17 protein-coding genes are annotated in these 16,786 nt (G+C 69.6%); 7 read left to right on the top strand and 10 right to left on the bottom strand.

Going from position 1 to position 16,786, the window contains the following annotated elements:
- Positions 1 to 139: 139 nt before the first annotated feature.
- Positions 140 to 784, bottom strand: coding sequence for a GNAT family N-acetyltransferase (locus ACLJQE_RS04770; protein WP_410637704.1), 645 nt, complete (start codon positions 782 to 784; stop codon positions 140 to 142).
- A gap of 212 nt (positions 785 to 996) precedes the next feature.
- Between ACLJQE_RS04770 and ACLJQE_RS04775 the strand changes: the two genes are divergently transcribed.
- A complete protein-coding gene (locus ACLJQE_RS04775) occupies positions 997 to 2,316 on the top strand; it encodes a PLP-dependent aminotransferase family protein (RefSeq protein ID WP_410637705.1) in 1,320 nt (439 codons plus the stop codon).
- A gap of 27 nt (positions 2,317 to 2,343) precedes the next feature.
- Positions 2,344 to 3,288 (top strand): D-alanine--D-alanine ligase, encoded by a 945-nt coding sequence (locus ACLJQE_RS04780; RefSeq protein WP_410637707.1) that lies wholly within the window; start codon positions 2,344 to 2,346, stop codon positions 3,286 to 3,288.
- 134 nt (positions 3,289 to 3,422) lie between these two features.
- Here the strand turns inward: ACLJQE_RS04780 and ACLJQE_RS04785 are convergent, their stop codons facing one another.
- The 9 genes from ACLJQE_RS04785 to rpmH form a co-directional block, all read right to left on the bottom strand.
- Positions 3,423 to 4,424 (bottom strand): ParB/RepB/Spo0J family partition protein, encoded by a 1,002-nt coding sequence (locus ACLJQE_RS04785; RefSeq protein ID WP_410637708.1) that lies wholly within the window; start codon positions 4,422 to 4,424, stop codon positions 3,423 to 3,425.
- On the bottom strand, positions 4,421 to 5,344 hold the full coding sequence (locus ACLJQE_RS04790) for a ParA family protein (RefSeq protein WP_410637709.1): 924 nt from the start codon (positions 5,342 to 5,344) through the stop codon (positions 4,421 to 4,423). The genes ACLJQE_RS04785 and ACLJQE_RS04790 overlap by 4 nt, the downstream gene beginning before the upstream one ends.
- A gap of 77 nt (positions 5,345 to 5,421) precedes the next feature.
- Positions 5,422 to 6,105, bottom strand: coding sequence for a 16S rRNA (guanine(527)-N(7))-methyltransferase RsmG (gene rsmG / locus ACLJQE_RS04795; RefSeq protein WP_410637710.1), 684 nt, complete (start codon positions 6,103 to 6,105; stop codon positions 5,422 to 5,424).
- 144 nt (positions 6,106 to 6,249) lie between these two features.
- On the bottom strand, positions 6,250 to 6,798 hold the full coding sequence (locus ACLJQE_RS04800) for a DUF6886 family protein (RefSeq protein ID WP_410637711.1): 549 nt from the start codon (positions 6,796 to 6,798) through the stop codon (positions 6,250 to 6,252).
- 73 nt (positions 6,799 to 6,871) lie between these two features.
- On the bottom strand, positions 6,872 to 7,429 hold the full coding sequence (locus ACLJQE_RS04805; protein ID WP_410637712.1) for a protein jag: 558 nt from the start codon (positions 7,427 to 7,429) through the stop codon (positions 6,872 to 6,874).
- Positions 7,430 to 7,459: 30 nt separating this feature from the next.
- Entirely contained in the window at positions 7,460 to 8,614 is a 1,155-nt protein-coding gene (gene yidC, locus ACLJQE_RS04810) for a membrane protein insertase YidC (protein ID WP_410637713.1), read from the bottom strand.
- A gap of 5 nt (positions 8,615 to 8,619) precedes the next feature.
- Positions 8,620 to 8,943, bottom strand: a complete 324-nt coding sequence (gene yidD / locus ACLJQE_RS04815; protein WP_410637714.1) for a membrane protein insertion efficiency factor YidD — start codon at positions 8,941 to 8,943, stop codon at positions 8,620 to 8,622.
- Positions 8,944 to 8,948: 5 nt separating this feature from the next.
- Positions 8,949 to 9,383, bottom strand: a complete 435-nt coding sequence (gene rnpA, locus ACLJQE_RS04820) for a ribonuclease P protein component (protein ID WP_410637715.1) — start codon at positions 9,381 to 9,383, stop codon at positions 8,949 to 8,951.
- A gap of 22 nt (positions 9,384 to 9,405) precedes the next feature.
- Positions 9,406 to 9,549 carry a 50S ribosomal protein L34 gene (gene rpmH, locus ACLJQE_RS04825; RefSeq protein WP_037363527.1) on the bottom strand — a complete coding sequence of 48 codons (144 nt, stop codon included), beginning with the start codon at positions 9,547 to 9,549 and terminating at the stop codon, positions 9,406 to 9,408.
- Between the two features lie 588 nt (positions 9,550 to 10,137).
- On the opposite strand from rpmH, the gene dnaA reads away from it, so the two are divergent.
- From dnaA to ACLJQE_RS04850, 5 genes are all read left to right on the top strand, one after another.
- The gene (gene dnaA / locus ACLJQE_RS04830) at positions 10,138 to 11,763 is read left to right on the top strand and encodes a chromosomal replication initiator protein DnaA (RefSeq protein WP_410637716.1); all 1,626 of its coding nucleotides are present in this window, start codon (positions 10,138 to 10,140) and stop codon (positions 11,761 to 11,763) included.
- An 853-nt stretch (positions 11,764 to 12,616) separates the two neighbouring features.
- Positions 12,617 to 13,750 (top strand): DNA polymerase III subunit beta, encoded by a 1,134-nt coding sequence (gene dnaN / locus ACLJQE_RS04835; RefSeq protein ID WP_410637718.1) that lies wholly within the window; start codon positions 12,617 to 12,619, stop codon positions 13,748 to 13,750.
- A 93-nt stretch (positions 13,751 to 13,843) separates the two neighbouring features.
- The gene (gnd, locus tag ACLJQE_RS04840; protein ID WP_308677737.1) at positions 13,844 to 14,734 is read left to right on the top strand and encodes a phosphogluconate dehydrogenase (NAD(+)-dependent, decarboxylating); all 891 of its coding nucleotides are present in this window, start codon (positions 13,844 to 13,846) and stop codon (positions 14,732 to 14,734) included.
- Between the two features lie 10 nt (positions 14,735 to 14,744).
- Positions 14,745 to 15,899: a DNA replication/repair protein RecF gene (gene recF, locus ACLJQE_RS04845; protein ID WP_410637719.1), complete on the top strand. Its 1,155-nt coding sequence runs from the start codon at positions 14,745 to 14,747 to the stop codon at positions 15,897 to 15,899.
- A gap of 130 nt (positions 15,900 to 16,029) precedes the next feature.
- Positions 16,030 to 16,647 (top strand): DciA family protein, encoded by a 618-nt coding sequence (locus ACLJQE_RS04850; RefSeq protein ID WP_410637720.1) that lies wholly within the window; start codon positions 16,030 to 16,032, stop codon positions 16,645 to 16,647.
- Positions 16,648 to 16,786: the final 139 nt, after the last annotated feature.

A 16,786-nucleotide genomic window follows, 5' to 3' on the forward strand; every position in this document is an offset into this window, starting at 1 on the left:
CAGCGCTCTGTGGATAACTCGGCACTTCTTCCACAGTTGTGCACACCACTCTTTCGGGCATGCCCAAGCACAGGCGCAAACGTTTGCGACCGAGGAATCAGGCGCCGGGAACCAGGCGCCTGACATCAGGTGCGGAGGATCAGGCGCGGCCGAGGCTCGGCTCGGCGGTGGTGATCGTCACCTGGCCGAGCAGCTTCTCCAGCGCCGCCTCGACGTCTTCCTTCCAGGTGATGGCCGAACGCAGCTCCAGGCGCAGGCGCGGCCACTTCTGGTGGGGACGGACGGTCTTGAAGCCGACGCTCTGCAGGAACGCCGCCGGCAGCACACAGCTGTGGCCGCCGTCCGGGTCCGCCTCGTCGGGACGGGCGTCGCCGAACGCTTCGATCGCGCGGACACCGCGCTTGGTCAGGTCCTTGGCGACCGCTTGGACGAGCATCCGGCCGAGCCCACCGCCGCGGAACTCCGGGAGGATCTGGAACGCGGTCAGCAGGACGGCGTCCGCGCTCGGCGGCGACGTCGGGAAGGCCAGCGCACGCGGGACGGCGTTCGGCGGGGCGTACAGCACGAACCCGACCGGCAGCGTGTCGCTGTAGACGATGCGGCCGCAGGAACCCCATTCGAGCAGCACGCTCGACACCCAGGCTTCCTTCTCCACCTCGGTCGCGCCGAACTCCTCGGCCTGGTGCTTGAGGTGGGGGGCGAGCTCCCAGTACACGCACCGGCGACAGCTCTTCGGCAGGTGCTCCAGGTTGTCCAGTGTGACGCCCACGACGCGACGCGACACCCGCGACCTCCCTGACCTGCGCTTCCGACCGGCTGCCCGTTCGTCAAGCCGCGCAAGATCCACGGCACGAACACGGGAGCCACGGTCGAGGATAGGCCGATGTGACGAGCACCGAAAGGCCAGGGGGTCCTGATGGGTGCACGGTTACACTCGATGGGATCCACCAGCTCCCGCGGGAGTGACCGTGTCCGCCGAGCCCCGGGTGAACGTCGATGACCGAGAACCGCCCCAGCAAGCCGCACAGCGGCCGCCAGAACCTCGACCCCCACCTCGAGCGGTACGCCGCGCGCACCGCGGGGATGACCGCCTCCGAGATCCGGGCGCTGTTCGCGGTGGCCAGCCGGCCCGAGGTGGTTTCACTGGCCGGCGGGATGCCGAACCTGGCCGCGCTCCCGCTCGACACGCTGTCGGCGCAGGTGGCCGAGATCATCGCCGAAGACGGCATGGTGGCGCTGCAGTACGGCTCGGCGCACGGCATTCCGGTGCTGCGCGAGCAGATCTGCGAAATCATGGCTCTGGAGGGCATCAAGGCGCACCCGGACGACGTCGTGGTGACCGTCGGCTCGCAGATGGGCCTGGACATGGTCACGCGGCTGTTCTGCGACCCCGGTGACGTCGTGATCGCCGAGGGCCCCTCGTACGTCGGTGCACTGGGCTCGTTCGCCGCCTACCAGGCGCAGGTCGTGCACGTGGCGATGGACGACAACGGCCTGGTGCCCGAGCTGCTGCGCGAGGCGCTCGCCCAGACGGAGAAGGCCGGCCGCCGGGTCAAGTTCCTATACACGATCCCGAACTTCCACAACCCCGCCGGCGTCACGCTGGCCGTCGAGCGCCGCGCGGAGATCCTGGAGATCTGCCGCGCCCACGACGTCCTGGTCGTCGAAGACAACCCGTACGGGTTGCTCGGCTTCGACGGGCAGACGTACCCGGCGCTGCGCTCGACCGATCCCGACAACGTCGTGTACCTCGGTTCGTTCTCTAAGACGTTCGCCTCCGGCCTGCGCGTCGGCTGGGTGCTGGCGCCGCACGCGGTGCGCGAGAAGCTCGTGCTGGCCGCGGAGTCGGCGACCCTGTGCCCGCCGACGTTCAACCAGATGATCGTGTCGCGCTACCTGGCCACGCACGACTGGAAGGGCCAGATCAAGAAGTTCCGCGAGAACTACCGCGAGCGGCGTGACGCGATCCTGTCCGCGCTCGACCAGTACCTGCCCCCGGGCTGCTCGTGGACGAAGCCGGACGGCGGGTTCTACGTCTGGGTGACGGTGCCGGAAGGCGTCGACACGAAGGCGATGCTGCCGCGCGCGGTGACCGCGCGGGTGGCGTACGCGTCCGGCACCGGCTTCTACGCCGACGGGTTCGGCAGCCGCCAGATGCGGCTGTCCTACTGCTACCCGACGCCGGAGCGGATCCGCGAAGGCGTGCGGCGGCTGGCAGCCGTGCTGGAGTCCGAAATGGACCTCGCCCGCACCTTCGGTAGCGTGGTTTCGCGCCAGATCCAGGGACCGCAGAACCCGTCCCCGGACACGGTCTAGTTCTTACCTTCCTAAGGAGTTTCCACGGTGGTCGACCGTACCGTTGCCGTGCTCGCCGGCGGGCTTTCGCACGAACGCGATGTCTCGCTGAGGTCCGGGCGACGGCTCTCCGCGGCGCTCAAGTCCGAAGGCCTCGGCATCGAGGAGTGGGACACCGACGCGGGCCTGCTGGAGCGCCTGCGCACCCAGCGGCCGGACGCGGTGGTCGTCGCGCTGCACGGCGGCGAGGGCGAGAACGGCTCGGTGCAGACGGTGCTGGAGATGCTGGAGGTGCCGTTCGTCGGCACGGGCTCCCAGGGCTGCCGCCGCGCGTGGGACAAGCCGACCGCGAAGGCGCTGCTGGAGAACGCCGGGTTCGTGACGCCGGACTGGGTGGTGCTGCCGCACAGCACGTTCCGCGAGCTCGGTGCCCAAGCGGTGCTCGACGCGATGGTGGAGCGGCTCGGCCTGCCGCTGATCCTCAAGCCGGACCAGGGCGGCTCCGCGCTCGGCACGCAGGTGGTGCGCGAGGCGGCGGAACTGCCGGCGGCGATGGTCGGTTGTTTCGCCTACGGGGACACCGTCCTCGCGGAGCGGTTCGTGGACGGCGTCGAGGTGGCCGTGACGGTCATCGAGGGCGAGGACGGACCCGAGGCCCTCCCCGCGGTCGAGATCGTCCCGGAGAGCGGCGTGTACGACTACACGGCCCGCTACACGGCCGGCCTGACGGACTTCTTCACCCCGGCCCGCCTCGACGACGCCGCGGCCAAGGCGGCGGCCGAGCTGGCCGTCGCCGTCCACCGCGTGCTCGGGCTGCGGGACATCTCGCGCACCGACGCGATCGTCGCCGCGGACGGCTCGGTCAACTTCCTGGAAGTGAACCCGTCGCCGGGCCTCACCGAGACGTCGACGGTGCCGATGGCGATCGACGCGGCGGGCAAGTCGCTCGGCACCGTGTTCGCCGACCTGATCGCGCGGGCGATTTCTCGCTGACCCCAGCGCCCACGAAAGGCCACTACCGAACCTCGGTGGTGGCCTTTTTCGTGTCCGGGGTGATCATCACTGAATGTGTTCGCCGTGACTGCGTCGAGCAATCATCACCGTGACGAAACACCCTGGGGTGATCCCTAATCGGTTTTCGGTGTCTGATTTGTCCCATTCGCATCGATGATCGAGACGATCCGTTCGAGGTCGTCGACCGACCCGAACTCGAGCGTGATCCGGCCCTTGCGGCGGCCGAGGTCGACCTTCACGCGGGTGTCGAAGCGGTCCGAGAGGCGGTTCGCGAGCTCCTGCAGCCCCGGCGCCTGGATCGGCTTGCGCGGCGCGGGCTTCGGCTTGGCCGGCTTCTCGCTCTTCTTGAGCGTGACGGCTTCCTCGGTCGCCCGGACCGACATGCCCTCCGCGACGATGCGCGCGGCGAGCTCCTCCTGGCTTTCCGCGTCCTCCAGCGACAGCAACGCGCGCGCGTGCCCGGCCGACAGGACGCCCGCGGCCACCCGGCGCTGCACCGGCAGGGGAAGCTTGAGGAGCCGGATCGTGTTGGTGATGACCGGGCGGCTGCGGCCGATCCGGCTCGCCAGCTCCTCGTGGGTGACCGCGAACTCGTCGAGCAGCTGCTGGTACGCCGCCGCCTCTTCGAGCGGGTTCAGCTGGACGCGGTGGATGTTCTCCAGGAGCGCGTCACGCAGCATCGACTCGTCGGCGGTCTGCCGGACGATCGCCGGGATCGCTTCGAGCTCCGCCTGCTGGGAAGCACGCAGCCGCCGCTCGCCCATGACGAGCTCGTACTCGTCGTTCCCGAGCTCGCGGACGACGATGGGCTGCATGAGCCCGAACGCGCGGATCGAGTGTTCGAGCTCGGAGAGCGCGTCCTCGTCGAAGACCTGGCGCGGCTGCTTCGGGTTCGGCTTGATCGAGCCGACGGGGATCTCGCGGTAGACCGCGCCGGCGACCTCACCGCTGTGCTGCTTTGCCTGACCGTTGGCCGCGAACCAGCCCTTGTCCTCGGCCGCCTTCTTGTCCGCCGCCGTCGCGTCGCCGGGGGCGGGCAGGGGACCACCACCGGTGGGTCCGGTCGGGATCAGGGCGGCGAGGCCGCGCCCCAACCCTCCTCGACGCTCGGTCATGTCGAACTACCCTTCTCCATCTTTGCGCCGCGCTCGGCGATCTCCTTGGCCGCGTCGACGTAGCTCATCGCCCCGCGTGAACCGGGATCGTAGGCGAGCACGGTCTGGCCGTACCCGGGCGCCTCCGACACCTTCACGCTGCGGGGGATGACGGTCTTCAGCACGGTGTCGCCGAAGTGGTTCCGCACCTCGTTCGTCACCTGGTCGGCCAGCTTGGTCCGGCCGTCGTACATGGTGAGGAGGATCGTCGAGACGTGCAGTTCGCGGTTGAGGTGCTGCTGCACGAGCTCGATGTTGCTCAGCAGCTGCCCCAGGCCTTCGAGCGCGTAGTACTCGCACTGGATCGGGATGAGCACCTCCTGCGCGGCGACCATCGCGTTGACCGTCAGCAGGCCCAGCGACGGCGGGCAGTCGATGAGGACGTAGTCGACGCCGATCTGGTCGAGGATCTCCGAGGAGATGGCCTCCTTCAGCCGCGACTCGCGGGACGCCATCGAGACGAGCTCGATCTCGGCGCCGGCGAGGTCGATCGTCGCGGGAACGCAGAAGAGGTTGGGGGACTGCTCGGTCGGCTGGGCGGCCTCCGCGAGCGTCACCTCACCGATCAGCACCTCGTAGATGGAGGGCGTCCCGGACCGGTGGTCGACGTCGAGCGCGGTGCTCGCGTTGCCCTGCGGGTCGAGGTCGACGACGAGCGTCTTGAGCCCGTGGACGGCGAGTGCGGCGGCGAGGTTGACCGTGCTGGTGGTCTTGCCGACGCCGCCCTTCTGGTTGGCGACGGTCAGCACGCGCCGGCGACCGGGGCGGGGAAGCGTCCGCTCCGGGTGCAGCAGACGCGCGGCGCGGGTGGCTTCTTCGGCGATCGGCGTCCAGCCCACGTCGTGGCTGGTCTCCGTGGAGTCGGACGGCGGGGGATTCACCGGTCTCGACACCTCCTCCATCTAGACGTCTGGTCGGTGGTCGAGTCGCTTCGTTTCACGTGGAACATCGCGGCCCGTTAACGCTTCCTGCTCCGCGCCTTCGGCTTGCCCGTGGCAGGGAGGCGACGGATCTTCACGACCGTGCTGGGGACCTCGAGAACCGCCGCACCGCACTCGACGATGAGTGGGTCAGCCCCGCCCGCCTTGCGGATGGCGGCGCCGTCCCGTTCGATCTCGTCCGCCGCGCTGGCGCCCTTGAGGGCGACCAGGAAGCCATCGGGACGGACCAGCGGCAGGCACCAGTCCGCGAGACGAGCGAGCGGGGCGACCGCGCGAGCGGTGACGATGTCGGCGCCACCGAGCTGCTCACGCACAGGCTGCTCCTCCGCGCGTCCACGGACGATGGTGATCGGGAGTTCCAGCTTCTCGGCCACCTCGGCCAGCCAGTCCACCCGGCGGGCCATCGGTTCGAGCAAGACGATATCGAGGTCCGGTCGCGCGATCGCCAGCGGTACACCCGGAAGCCCGGCCCCCGACCCGACATCGACGACGCGGGCACCCTGGGGCATCTGCTCGCCGATCACCGCCGAGTTGAGCACGTGCCGTTCCCACAGCCGCTCGACTTCCCGCGGACCGATCAGCCCCCGCTCGGCCCCGTGCCGCTCCAGGAGTTCGACGTACCCGGCCGCCTGGTCGACGCGCTCACCGAACACCCGTCCCGCCGCGGCCCGCACCGCATCCGCGGCCTCCTCCAAGCTCACTCCGTCTACTCCTCGTCCGCCGGTTTCACGTGAAACCACGCTCGTGTGATTGTCCCCGATGAGCCGGAGAAAACGAGCCGACAGTCCGCAGATGTGGACAACTACACTCAGCCGCCGTCGCTGTGGACCGTTCCACGTGAAACATCACGCGTGTAATTCGCTCCGCCGAGGCGTCGCGTTCCCCAACCGGATGCCGCTGAAGCCCAGCGAGCTCGCCGCGGCCGCGTCGACGAAGTCCCAGAGGTTCGTGAGCACCCGCAGCTGGATTCCCGCCGACGCGTGCAGCGCGAGCAGATCGCCGACCGGCTCCGGTGGGCCGAGTGGCGCCACCGGGGTCACCGCCACCATCGCGTGGCCGTGCTCGCCGAACGGCTCGAACGCCGACGCCGGGAACCGGTACGCGAACAACCGGACCCTCCGCACCGCCTCGAGCCACCGGTACTCGATCGCGTGGACCCGCGAGCCGTCCCCCGGTCCCAGGATCCGCGAGCGATCTTCAGCCGAAGTCCCCGCCGCCACCCACGCCATCGCACGCGGGCACTGCCGCGGGAACCAGTAGTCCGGGGCGCGGCCCGCGTCGACCGCCCAGACGTACGCCTCCGGCTGCCGCGCCGTCGCCGCCACGTGCGGCTCGAAGCGGGTGATCGCCGGGTCTTCCGAGAAGTGCAGGACCTCTCCCGGTGCGGGACGCATGAGCCACACCTAGCACACAAAGAAGCGGCCCCACCCGAACCAGTCGGGTGGGGCCGCTCCGAGAACCGGGGCCTCAGGCCTCCGGGAAGATCACCACACGGCGCTTCGGGTCTTCGCCCTCGCTCTCGCTCGTGACGCCCGAGACCGTCGCGACCGCGTCGTGGACCACCTTGCGCTCGAACGGGCTCATCGGCTGCAGCCGCACGCGCTCGCCGCTCTTCAGGACCGACTCCGCCGTCGACCGGCCGAGCTCCTTCAGCTCCTCGCGGCGGTCCGCGCGCCAGCCCGCGACGTCCAGCATCAGGCGGCTGCGGGAGCCCGTCTCCTGCTGGACCGCCAGGCGGGTCAGTTCCTGCAGCGCCTCGAGCACCGTGCCGCGCGGGCCGACGAGCTTCTCGAGGTCCTCGCCGCCGTCGATGCTCACGATCGCGCGGCCGGCTTCCACGTCGAGGTCGATGTCGCCGTCGTAGTCGAGCAGGTCCAGCAGCCGCTCGAGGTAGTCGCCGGCGATGTCACCCTCCCGCACGAGGACGTCGTCGTCACCACCTTCCGCCTTCTGCTCGCCCGTCTCACCGTCGGCCGGCGTCACGTCTTCCTGATCGGCGTCGATCGTGTCGATCGTCTCCGACATCATTCGTCTCCTCTCCGAACCGGTCGCGCCTCAGCGGCGCTTCCGGCCCGACTTCCTGGTCGAGTCTTTGAGAAGGCCCGGCACTCCGGTGCCGTTGTCCTTCGAGCCGTTCTGGCTGCCTGCGTCGGCCGGGACCTGATCCGCCGCCGTCGCGCCGTCCGCCTTCGCGGCCTCTGCCGCCGCCTTGGCGGCGGCCTCCGCGGGCGTGGTCTGGGCGAAGCCGTGGGCCGAGCCCGCCTTCGTGACCTTCTTCTGGGAGCCGGTCTGCCCGGACTGGTTCTTCCTCTGCTGGACCGGCTTCTGACCGACCTTCGGCGCGGTCGGCTTCTGACCCGGCTTCGGCCCGAGCGTCGCGCGCTTCTCCGCGGCCTCCGCCTTGAGCGCCGCCTCTTCCTTGTCGATCTTCGTGTAGACGAGGCGCTGCTGCATCAGGGTCCAGCCGTTGTTCGCCAGCCAGTAGAAGAGGAGGCCGAGCGGGAACAGGGCACCGAAGACGAGCACACCGAGCGGGAAGATGTACATCGTCAGCTTGTTCATGATCGCGGTCTGCGGGGTGGCCGACGCGGCGTTCTGCCGGGCCACCGAGTGCCGCGCGGTCAGGTGCGTGGCGATGGAGGCGACGATCATCAGGGGCAGCGCGACGGGGAGGACGCCCCACTGGAAACCGACGTTGACGGCACCGCCGCTGACGACCCCGACACCGTTGTAGACGGCCTCACCGAGGTTGACGCCGAACAGCTTCGCGTTGACGTAGGACTCGACGTCGTGCTGGGTGAAGAAGTAGTTCTCGGTCTTGGGGCCACCACCGGGCGGCGGCATCGTGAACGCGCGCAGGACGTGGTTCAGGCCGATGAAGACCGGGATCTGAAGCAGCATCGGCAGGCAGCTGCCCAGCGGGTTGACGCCGTGCTCCTTCTGGAGCTTCTGCATCTCCGCGGCTTGGCGCTGCCGGTCGTTCGCGTACTTCTTCTGGATCTTCTTCATCTCCGGCGCGAAGTCCTGCATCTTCTTCATCGACCGGACCTGGTTCACGAACGGCTTGAACATGATGCCGCGGACCGTGAACGTCAGGAAGATGATGCCGAGGATCCACGCGACCGCCGAGGCTTCCCCGAAGACGAAACCGAAGACCTTGTGCCAACACCAAAGGATGAAGGACACGGGGTAGTAGATGAAATCGAGCACTGCTGCTACTCCTCGATCGGGGTTTCAGGTCGTCGGTGGCGCCAGGAGAACGTCTCGGGCACGGGGTCGCGGCCTGGTGGCGTCCAGGGGCCGCAGCGCAGCAGCCGGCGCAGCGCGAGGTAGGAGCCACGGCCGGCACCGTGCCGGGTGAGGGCGTCGACTGCGTACGCGCTGCAGCTCGGGTAGAACCGGCAAGCCGGCGGGAGGAAAGGCGAAATCGCCTTGCGGTAGAGCTTGATGGGGAACAGCAGGACCCAGGCGACGGGACCGGGCCTCGGTGGCTCGGGTTCGACGTCGTGGTCGTGGTCGTGCTCGGGGGTGGCTCGCATGCCGGTCACACCGCTGATCCGTGGTCGGGGGCCGCGTCCGCGGGACGCGTCGGGCGGGGGACATCCCCGGCCGGACGGCGCGACGACAGAAGCCCCAGCCGGCGCAATGCGGCGTCGAGATCGGAGCCGAGCTCGGCGCTGGAAGCGGTCGACGACGGCGGCAATGCCCGTACGACCAACGCTGTGCCGGCGGGCAGTGTTCCGAGCCTCGCCGAAACGAGATGACGCAACCGCCGGCTGACGCGGTGGCGGACCACCGAATTGCCGACGGCCTTGCTCACCACAAAACCCGCCCTGGCCGCCGACGGTGGATCGGCGGCCTCGGACGGGTCCGTGGTCAGCGCGTGGACGACGAGGCGGCGCCTGCCTGCCCGGGACCCGCGACGGAGAACCACGCGGAAATCCTCGCTCCGCCGCAGACGTGCGGCAGCCGGCAGCACGGCGCGCCTCGATCGGGTGCGATCAGGCGGACAGCTCAGCGCGGCCCTTGCGACGGCGGGCCGCGAGGATGGCCCGGCCGGCGCGGGTCCGCATGCGCAGGCGGAACCCGTGGGTCTTCGCGCGGCGGCGGTTGTTCGGCTGGAAGGTGCGCTTACCCTTGCTCACTGCTTCTCCTGTGTGTCGCGTCGGGCGGGAACAGTTCCTTCCCCCCGCCTGGCGTGTCGTGCGGGCGCACGGCAGTCTCTGATGTCTCCTACCAACGTGTGGCCTCGTCACGACGAGCGATGACAACGTGGGCACGCGAAACGCACCCGTCGCATACGGGAGACCTTACGAGGGTACGCACCCCCGTCGGGCGGCCGGTAAGCACCCCCTCGGCCACGGTACGCGACCGGTCGGCGCACCCGCGGGGTTCAACGCCGCGGCACCGAATGGCAACGGGCCGTGCACCGTGAAATGCTGGCCGCCCAGGATGCCTTGTGGCCACGAGCGGGGCTTGTTAGCGTGCCTCTCTCGGGTCACCGGTCGAGGTGCACGAGTATCCGGGTGGTGGAGTGCCCACCGGCGTACGACGAGCCCGCAGGTGACGGCACCGCGGGTCGCCGTACATTAGTGCACAGCTGTGGACAACTATGTGGATATTCGCTGTGCCGGTGCGCGGACAGGTCTCCTGTGATCGCCGGGTGGAGTGACCGGGGCGGTCCCGGGGCCGGTCCGGCCGTCCACGCCGACGAGGGGAGGGGAGCCAGACAGGTGTCGGATCACCAGCACAATCTGGGTGTCATCTGGGAACAGGTGGTACGCGAACTGTCCGACGGGACCCTGTCTCCCCAGCAGCGCGCCTGGATGCGGGTGACCCGGCCGATCGGCCTGCTCGACGGCACGGCGCTGCTCGCGGCGCCCAGCGACTTCGCCAAGGAAGCGATCGAGCGCGGGCTGCGCGGCGCGATCACCGACGCGCTTTCCCGGCGGCTCGGCCGCGCCATCTCCCTCGCCGTGAAGGTCGACAGCGCCGAAGCCGTCGCCCCGGCACCCGCCCCCCGCTACGTGCCGTCACCCGGCCGGGTGGAAAACGGCGGGAGCCCCGAACCCGCCCCGCCGATGCCGGGCAACGGCGCGCCGATGATGCCGCCGGCGCGGCCCGCCGAACCGGCGCCGCCGATGCCGATGCCGATGCCGGCCCACCAGGCCGTCGCGTCGAAGCCGGACGACGGCGACGACACCGACGAGGAAGTCGACGAAGAGGGCGAGGCGCTCGCCGCGGTCCACGAGATCTGGCCGACGTTCTCCGGCCAGCCGATCGCCGGCCAGCCGTACACCGCGCCGGCGCAGCCGCAGACGTCGAAGACGAAGCTGAACGAGAAGTACACCTTCGACACGTTCGTCATCGGCGCGTCCAACCGCTTCGCGCACGCGGCCGCGGTCGCCGTCGCCGAAGCACCCGCCCGCGCCTACAACCCGCTCTTCATCTGGGGTGAGTCCGGGCTCGGCAAGACACACCTGCTGCACGCGGTCGGCCACTACGCGCAACGGCTCTTCCCGGGCATGCGCGTCCGGTACGTCTCGACCGAAGAGTTCACGAACGACTTCATCAACTCCCTGCGTGACGACCGCAAGGTCGCCTTCCAGCGGCGCTACCGCGACATCGACATCCTGCTCGTCGACGACATCCAGTTCCTGGAGGGCAAGGAAGGGACGCAGGAAGAGTTCTTCCACACCTTCAACACCCTCCACAACGCGAACAAGCAGATCGTCGTCAGCTCCGACCGCCCGCCGAAGCGCCTCGAAACGCTGGAAGACCGGCTGCGGACGCGGTTCGAGTGGGGCCTGATCACCGACATCCAGCCGCCCGAGCTCGAGACGCGCATCGCGATCCTCCGCAAGAAGGCGGCGCAGGACAGGCTGGCGGTGCCGGGCGACGTCCTGGAGTTCATCGCCTCGCGCGTCGAAGCGAACATCCGGGAGCTCGAAGGCGCGCTCATCCGCGTCACCGCGTTCGCGTCGCTGAACCAGCAGCCGGTCGACGCCGGGCTGGCCGAGATCGTGCTGCGGGACCTCATCCCCGACTCCCACGCCCCGGAGATCACCGCGCCGACCATCATGGGCGTCATCTCCGAGTTCTTCGACGTGACGCTCGACGACCTGTGCGGCCCCGGCAAGACGAAGGCGCTCGCCACGGCCCGCCAGATCGCGATGTACCTCTGCCGCGAGCTGACCGACATGTCGCTGCCGAAGATCGGGCAGACGTTCGGCGGCCGCGACCACACGACGGTCATGCACGCGGACAAGAAGATCCGCAAGGAGATGGCCGAGCGCCGGCGGATCTACGACCAGGTGCAGGAGCTGACGTCGCGCATCAAGCAGCGCGCCCGCCAGTAGCACATCCCTTACCTCCCAACGACTTCGGGGCGTCCACGCAAAGTGGACGCCCCTTCGTCGTTATTGGACACAGTCGTCTTTGGAGCGTCCGAAGCACGCGTACGCCCGCGAAGCGCGTGTACGCGTGCTTCGCCAAAGTCGCGAAAATTGTTTGTACACAAGGAAGTTTCCCCATGGTGTGGGCAGATTGCCCACAGTGCCAACGGATCTCCCACCAGCGATGATCCGGATTCGGTCCACATCCCGCCCACAGCCGATCCACAGCGCATCCACACCCTTGTCCACGCTGATTCCACAGGTTGCCCACATGCTGTGCACAGGAGGGGCCGATCACCCGGAAGAGCGGTTCGAACCCCGTCCGGCACCCCCAGAGCCTGGGTACAAATCGCCTCACACCTGGGGACAACCGTGGGGACAACTGAGGACAGCTGTGGACGAATCCGGGGGTGCCCGAAACCATCCACGGACGGCCCGATCTACCCACAGGTCTGCCACCACCGTTCTCCACATGCCCGCGAGCCGTCCGACCTGCGCGAACGAGCTCAATCCACACAATCCACAGCCCCTACTACTGCTACTGCCTTTTAGATCTCTTCTAAGAGAGAAAAAGATAAAAACAGGCGGAGGCCGAAACTGGGGACAGCCGCGAGATCGAGTCGTCATGTCGACAAAGGCAAGGGGAGGCCGAGGTGACGGCGGTGCCCGCGACGGCCTAACGTGGATGCCTGCACCTGGTCCGCGCTCCGGCCGCTCGAGCGGAGGACGGACCGGCCGGAGGGGCAGCCGGTCACTGCTCCGCGAGAGAGGCCTGGCCCGAGCCCGCAGGGGGCTCGATCGTCGAAAGGATGCGCGCATGAAGATCCGCGTCGAGCGTGACGGGCTCGCCGACGCCGTCGCGTGGGTGGCCAGAAGCCTCCCCTCCCGGCCACCGGTGCCGGTGCTGGGCGGTGTCCTCCTCGACGCCGGTTCGGACGGCGAAACCGACGCGCTGACGGTCTCCGGCTTCGACTACGAGGTCTCCGCCACGGTCGGGGTCCCCGCGACGATCGCCGACGGTGGCCGCCTGCTCGTGTCCGGGCGCCTGCTCGCCGACATCACCAAGTCGCTGCCCGCGCAGCCGGTCGAGATCTCCGTCGACGGCTCGCGCGCCACCATCACCTGCGGCAGCGCGCGGTTCTCCCTGCCGACCATGCCGGTCGAGGACTACCCGCAGCTGCCGTCCCAGCCCGCCTTCGCGGGCGAGCTCGCCGGCGACGCGTTCGGCCAGGCCGTCACCCAGGTCGTCGTCGCCGCGGGCAAGGACGACACGCTGCCGATGCTCACCGGCATGCGGCTCGAGATCTCCGGCAGCTCGCTGACCCTCGTCGCGACCGACCGGTTCCGGCTCGCCATGCGCGAGTTCACCTGGCAGCCGGCCGAGGGGCTGGCCGACGCCGCGGTGCTCGTCCCGGCGCGCACCCTCGCCGAGGCGGCCAAGACGCTCGGCGCGAGCGGCGCCACGATCCGCCTCGCCCTCGCCAGCGGCGAAGGCCTGCTCGGCCTGTCCGGTTCCGGGCGCTACACGACGACCCGCCTGCTCGACGCGGAGTTCCCGCCGTACCGGCAGCTGCTGCCCGCGTCGCACACCTCGCGCGCGGTCATCGAAGTGTCGGCTCTCACCGAGTCCATCAAGCGCGTTTCGCTGGTGGCGGAGCGGGGGACTCAGGTACGACTGGAGTTCGGGGACAACACGCTGCGGTTGTCCGCGGGCGGTGACGACGAGGGAAGCGCCGAAGAGGAGCTTCAGGTCGAGTACGAAGGTGAGCCGGTGACCATCGCGTTCAACCCGGGTTACCTCGTCGACGGCCTCGGTGCGCTCCACAGCGACCGGGCGGAGCTGACGTTCACCACGCCGAACCGGCCCGCGCTGATCAAGCCCGCCGACGCCGAGGGCAACGTCGTCCCCGGCTACCTCTACCTCCTGATGCCGGTCCGCCTTCCCGGCTGATGAAGCATCTTTTCGGGGTCCGGGTGGCGGAGCCCCGGCCGGGGCGAAGCCCCGAGTGACACAGCACTTCTCGTTCGCACGTAAGGGGATCTCATGGTTCAGCTCGGTCTGATCGGCCTGGGCAAGATGGGCTTCAACATGCGTGAGCGGCTGCGCGCGGCCGGTCACGAGGTGGTCGGCTACGACCGCAACCCGGACGTCAGCGACACGACGTCGCTCGAGGACCTGGTGTCCAAACTGGACGCCCCGCGGATCGTGTGGATCATGGTGCCGGCCGGCGACCCGACCCGGGCGACCGTCACCGAGCTGGGCAACCTGCTCGCCGAGGGCGACATGGTGATCGACGGTGGCAACTCCAAGTACACCGACGACAAGCTGAACGCCGATCTCCTCGCGGCGAAGAACATCGGCTACCTGGACTGCGGCGTGTCCGGTGGCGTGTGGGGCAAGGAGAACGGTTACGGCCTGATGGTCGGCGGCGCGGCCGCCGACGTCGAGCGGGCGATGCCGATCTTCGACGCGCTGCGCCCGGACGGCCCGCGCGAAGAAGGCTTCTCGCACGCGGGGGACGTCGGCGCGGGGCACTACGCGAAGATGATCCACAACGGCATCGAGTACGGCATGATGCAGGCCTTCGCCGAGGGCTTCGAACTGCTCGAGGCCGCGAAGGTCGTCAACGACGTGCCCGCGGTGATCAAGGGCTGGCAGCGCGGCACGGTCGTCCGGTCCTGGCTGCTCGACCTGCTCGTGCGCGCGCTCGACGAGGACCCGGAGCTCGACGACCTCGAGGGCTACGTCGAGGACTCGGGCGAAGGCCGCTGGACGCTCGAAGAGGCGATCAACAACGCGGTGCCGGCGCCGGTCATCTCGGCCGCGCTGTTCGCGAGGTTCGCTTCGCGGCAGGAGCACTCGGCCGCGATGCGCGCGGTCGCCGCGCTGCGCAACCAGTTCGGCGGGCACGCCGTGAAGAAGATCGGCGGGTAGGGAGTCTCTGGTGTATCTGCGTCATCTGCAGGTCACCGACTTCCGCTCCTGGCCACAGGCCGATCTCGCCCTCGAACCGGGGCCGACCGTGCTGGTCGGCCAGAACGGTCGCGGCAAGACCAACCTGCTGGAGGCGATCGGGTACGTCGCGACGCTGGGCTCGCACCGCGTCGCGACGGACGCGCCGCTGATCCGGCACGGCTGCGAGCGCGCGCTGGTGCGGGTCGCGGTGGTCAACGACGACCGCGAACTGACCGTCGAGCTCGAGATCACCGCCGGCCGGGCGAACCGCGCCCGGGTCAACCGCGGCGCGGTCGGCCGGCCCCGCGACGTGCTCGGGATCCTGCGCACGGTGCTGTTCTCCCCGGAGGACCTCGCGCTCGTGCGGGGTGACCCGGGCGAGCGACGCCGGTTCCTCGACGAGCTCCTGGTGCTGCGCGCGCCGCGGTACGCGGGAGTCCGGGCGGACTACGAGAAGGTGCTTAAGCAGCGGAACGCCCTGCTCAAGACGGCCGGGAAACGACGTACGGGCCGCGAAGACCCGTACGCGCTGTCGACGCTCGAGGTCTGGGACGACCACCTCGCGGTTACGGGCGCGGAGCTGCTCGCCGCGCGCTTGAATCTCGTCGCCGACCTCGCGCCGTACGCGGCTTCGGCGTACATGGGCGTTGCGCCCGACTCGCGTCCGGCGAAGATCGCCTACCGGTCGTCGCTGGGTGCGGCCCTGCCGGAGACGTACGGCGTACCGGACGGTGAACGGGCGCAACCCGAGGTCCTGAAGGACGTCTTACTCAAGGCGCTGGGCGAAGCCCGCAAGGCGGAGCTCGAGCGCGGGATCAGCCTGGTCGGCCCGCACCGGGACGAGCTGGAGCTGATCCTGGGCGAAGCCCCGGCCAAGGGCTACGCGAGTCACGGCGAATCGTGGTCGTTCGCGCTCGCCCTCCGGCTCGGCAGCTACGAGCTGCTGCGCGCGGAGGCCGGCGAGCCGGTGCTGCTGCTCGACGACGTGTTCGCCGAGCTGGACCGCAAGCGCCGGGCCCGGCTGGCCGAGGTGGCCGCGAGCGCCGAACAGGTGCTGGTGACCGCCGCGGTCGACGAAGACGTGCCCGTAGAGCTGGCCGGCCACCGGTTCACGGTGGCGGATGGTGAGATCACGCGTGACTGAAGAGGGCGGACAGCGTCCGGCAAGATCGAATCGCACACCCCGTGTGATCGCCGACACAGAAGTTACCCACCGATCTGGGGACAAACCTGTGGACAGTGTGGATAACACGGTGAATGAGTTATCGCCGCGCGTGACCAAGCGGCCAGATGGGTGGCGAAAACCGTCACGCGAAGGATTTTCCGGCGACTCGAAGCCGGCCGCGGGTACGGAGCGTGACGGCGACGCTGCGCCGAACGATACCCCTCCCACTGGGCGCGACCTGGCGCACGCGGCCCTCGAGGCCGCGAAAGCCAAGGCGAAGGAGCGGGGCGTCCCGCCCGGGCGCCGCCGTCCCGCGGTCGGCAGCGGGCAGCACCCCCGGCGGCGCCGCTGGTCGGGGCCGGGGGCGGACGCGCGCGACCCGCAGCCGCTCGGACGGCTCGTCTCCCGGCTGGTCAAGGACCGCGGCTGGAACGAGAGCGTCACGAGCGCCCGCGTCTTCGCCCAGTGGGCGCGGCTGGTCGGCGAAGACGTCGCCGAGCACGCGCAGCCGGTCGCGCTCAAGGACGGCGAGCTGACCGTCCGCGCCAGCTCCACGGCGTGGGCCACGCAGCTGCGGTTGCTGCAGGGAAAGCTGCTGGCCAAGATCGCGGCGGGGGTCGGCAACGGGGTCGTCAAGCGGATGCGGATCCAGGGGCCGACCGCCCCGAGCTGGCGGAAGGGACCCCGCCACGTACCGGGCCGCGGCCCCCGTGACACGTACGGCTGACCCGGGTTGCGCGATGCTCGGTTGAATGCGCCGAGAACGCATCCAGACCTCCCGAGATACGTCAAGACTCGACTCGAACCGATTTCGTTCGTCTGTGACGCGTTCAGGGGTGTCCTTGCCGCATGTCAGCAGACGCGGC

Origin of the sequence: Amycolatopsis sp. lyj-346 (assembly GCF_046548975.1) — a bacterium.
Taxonomy (GTDB): Bacteria; Actinomycetota; Actinomycetes; order Mycobacteriales; family Pseudonocardiaceae; genus Amycolatopsis.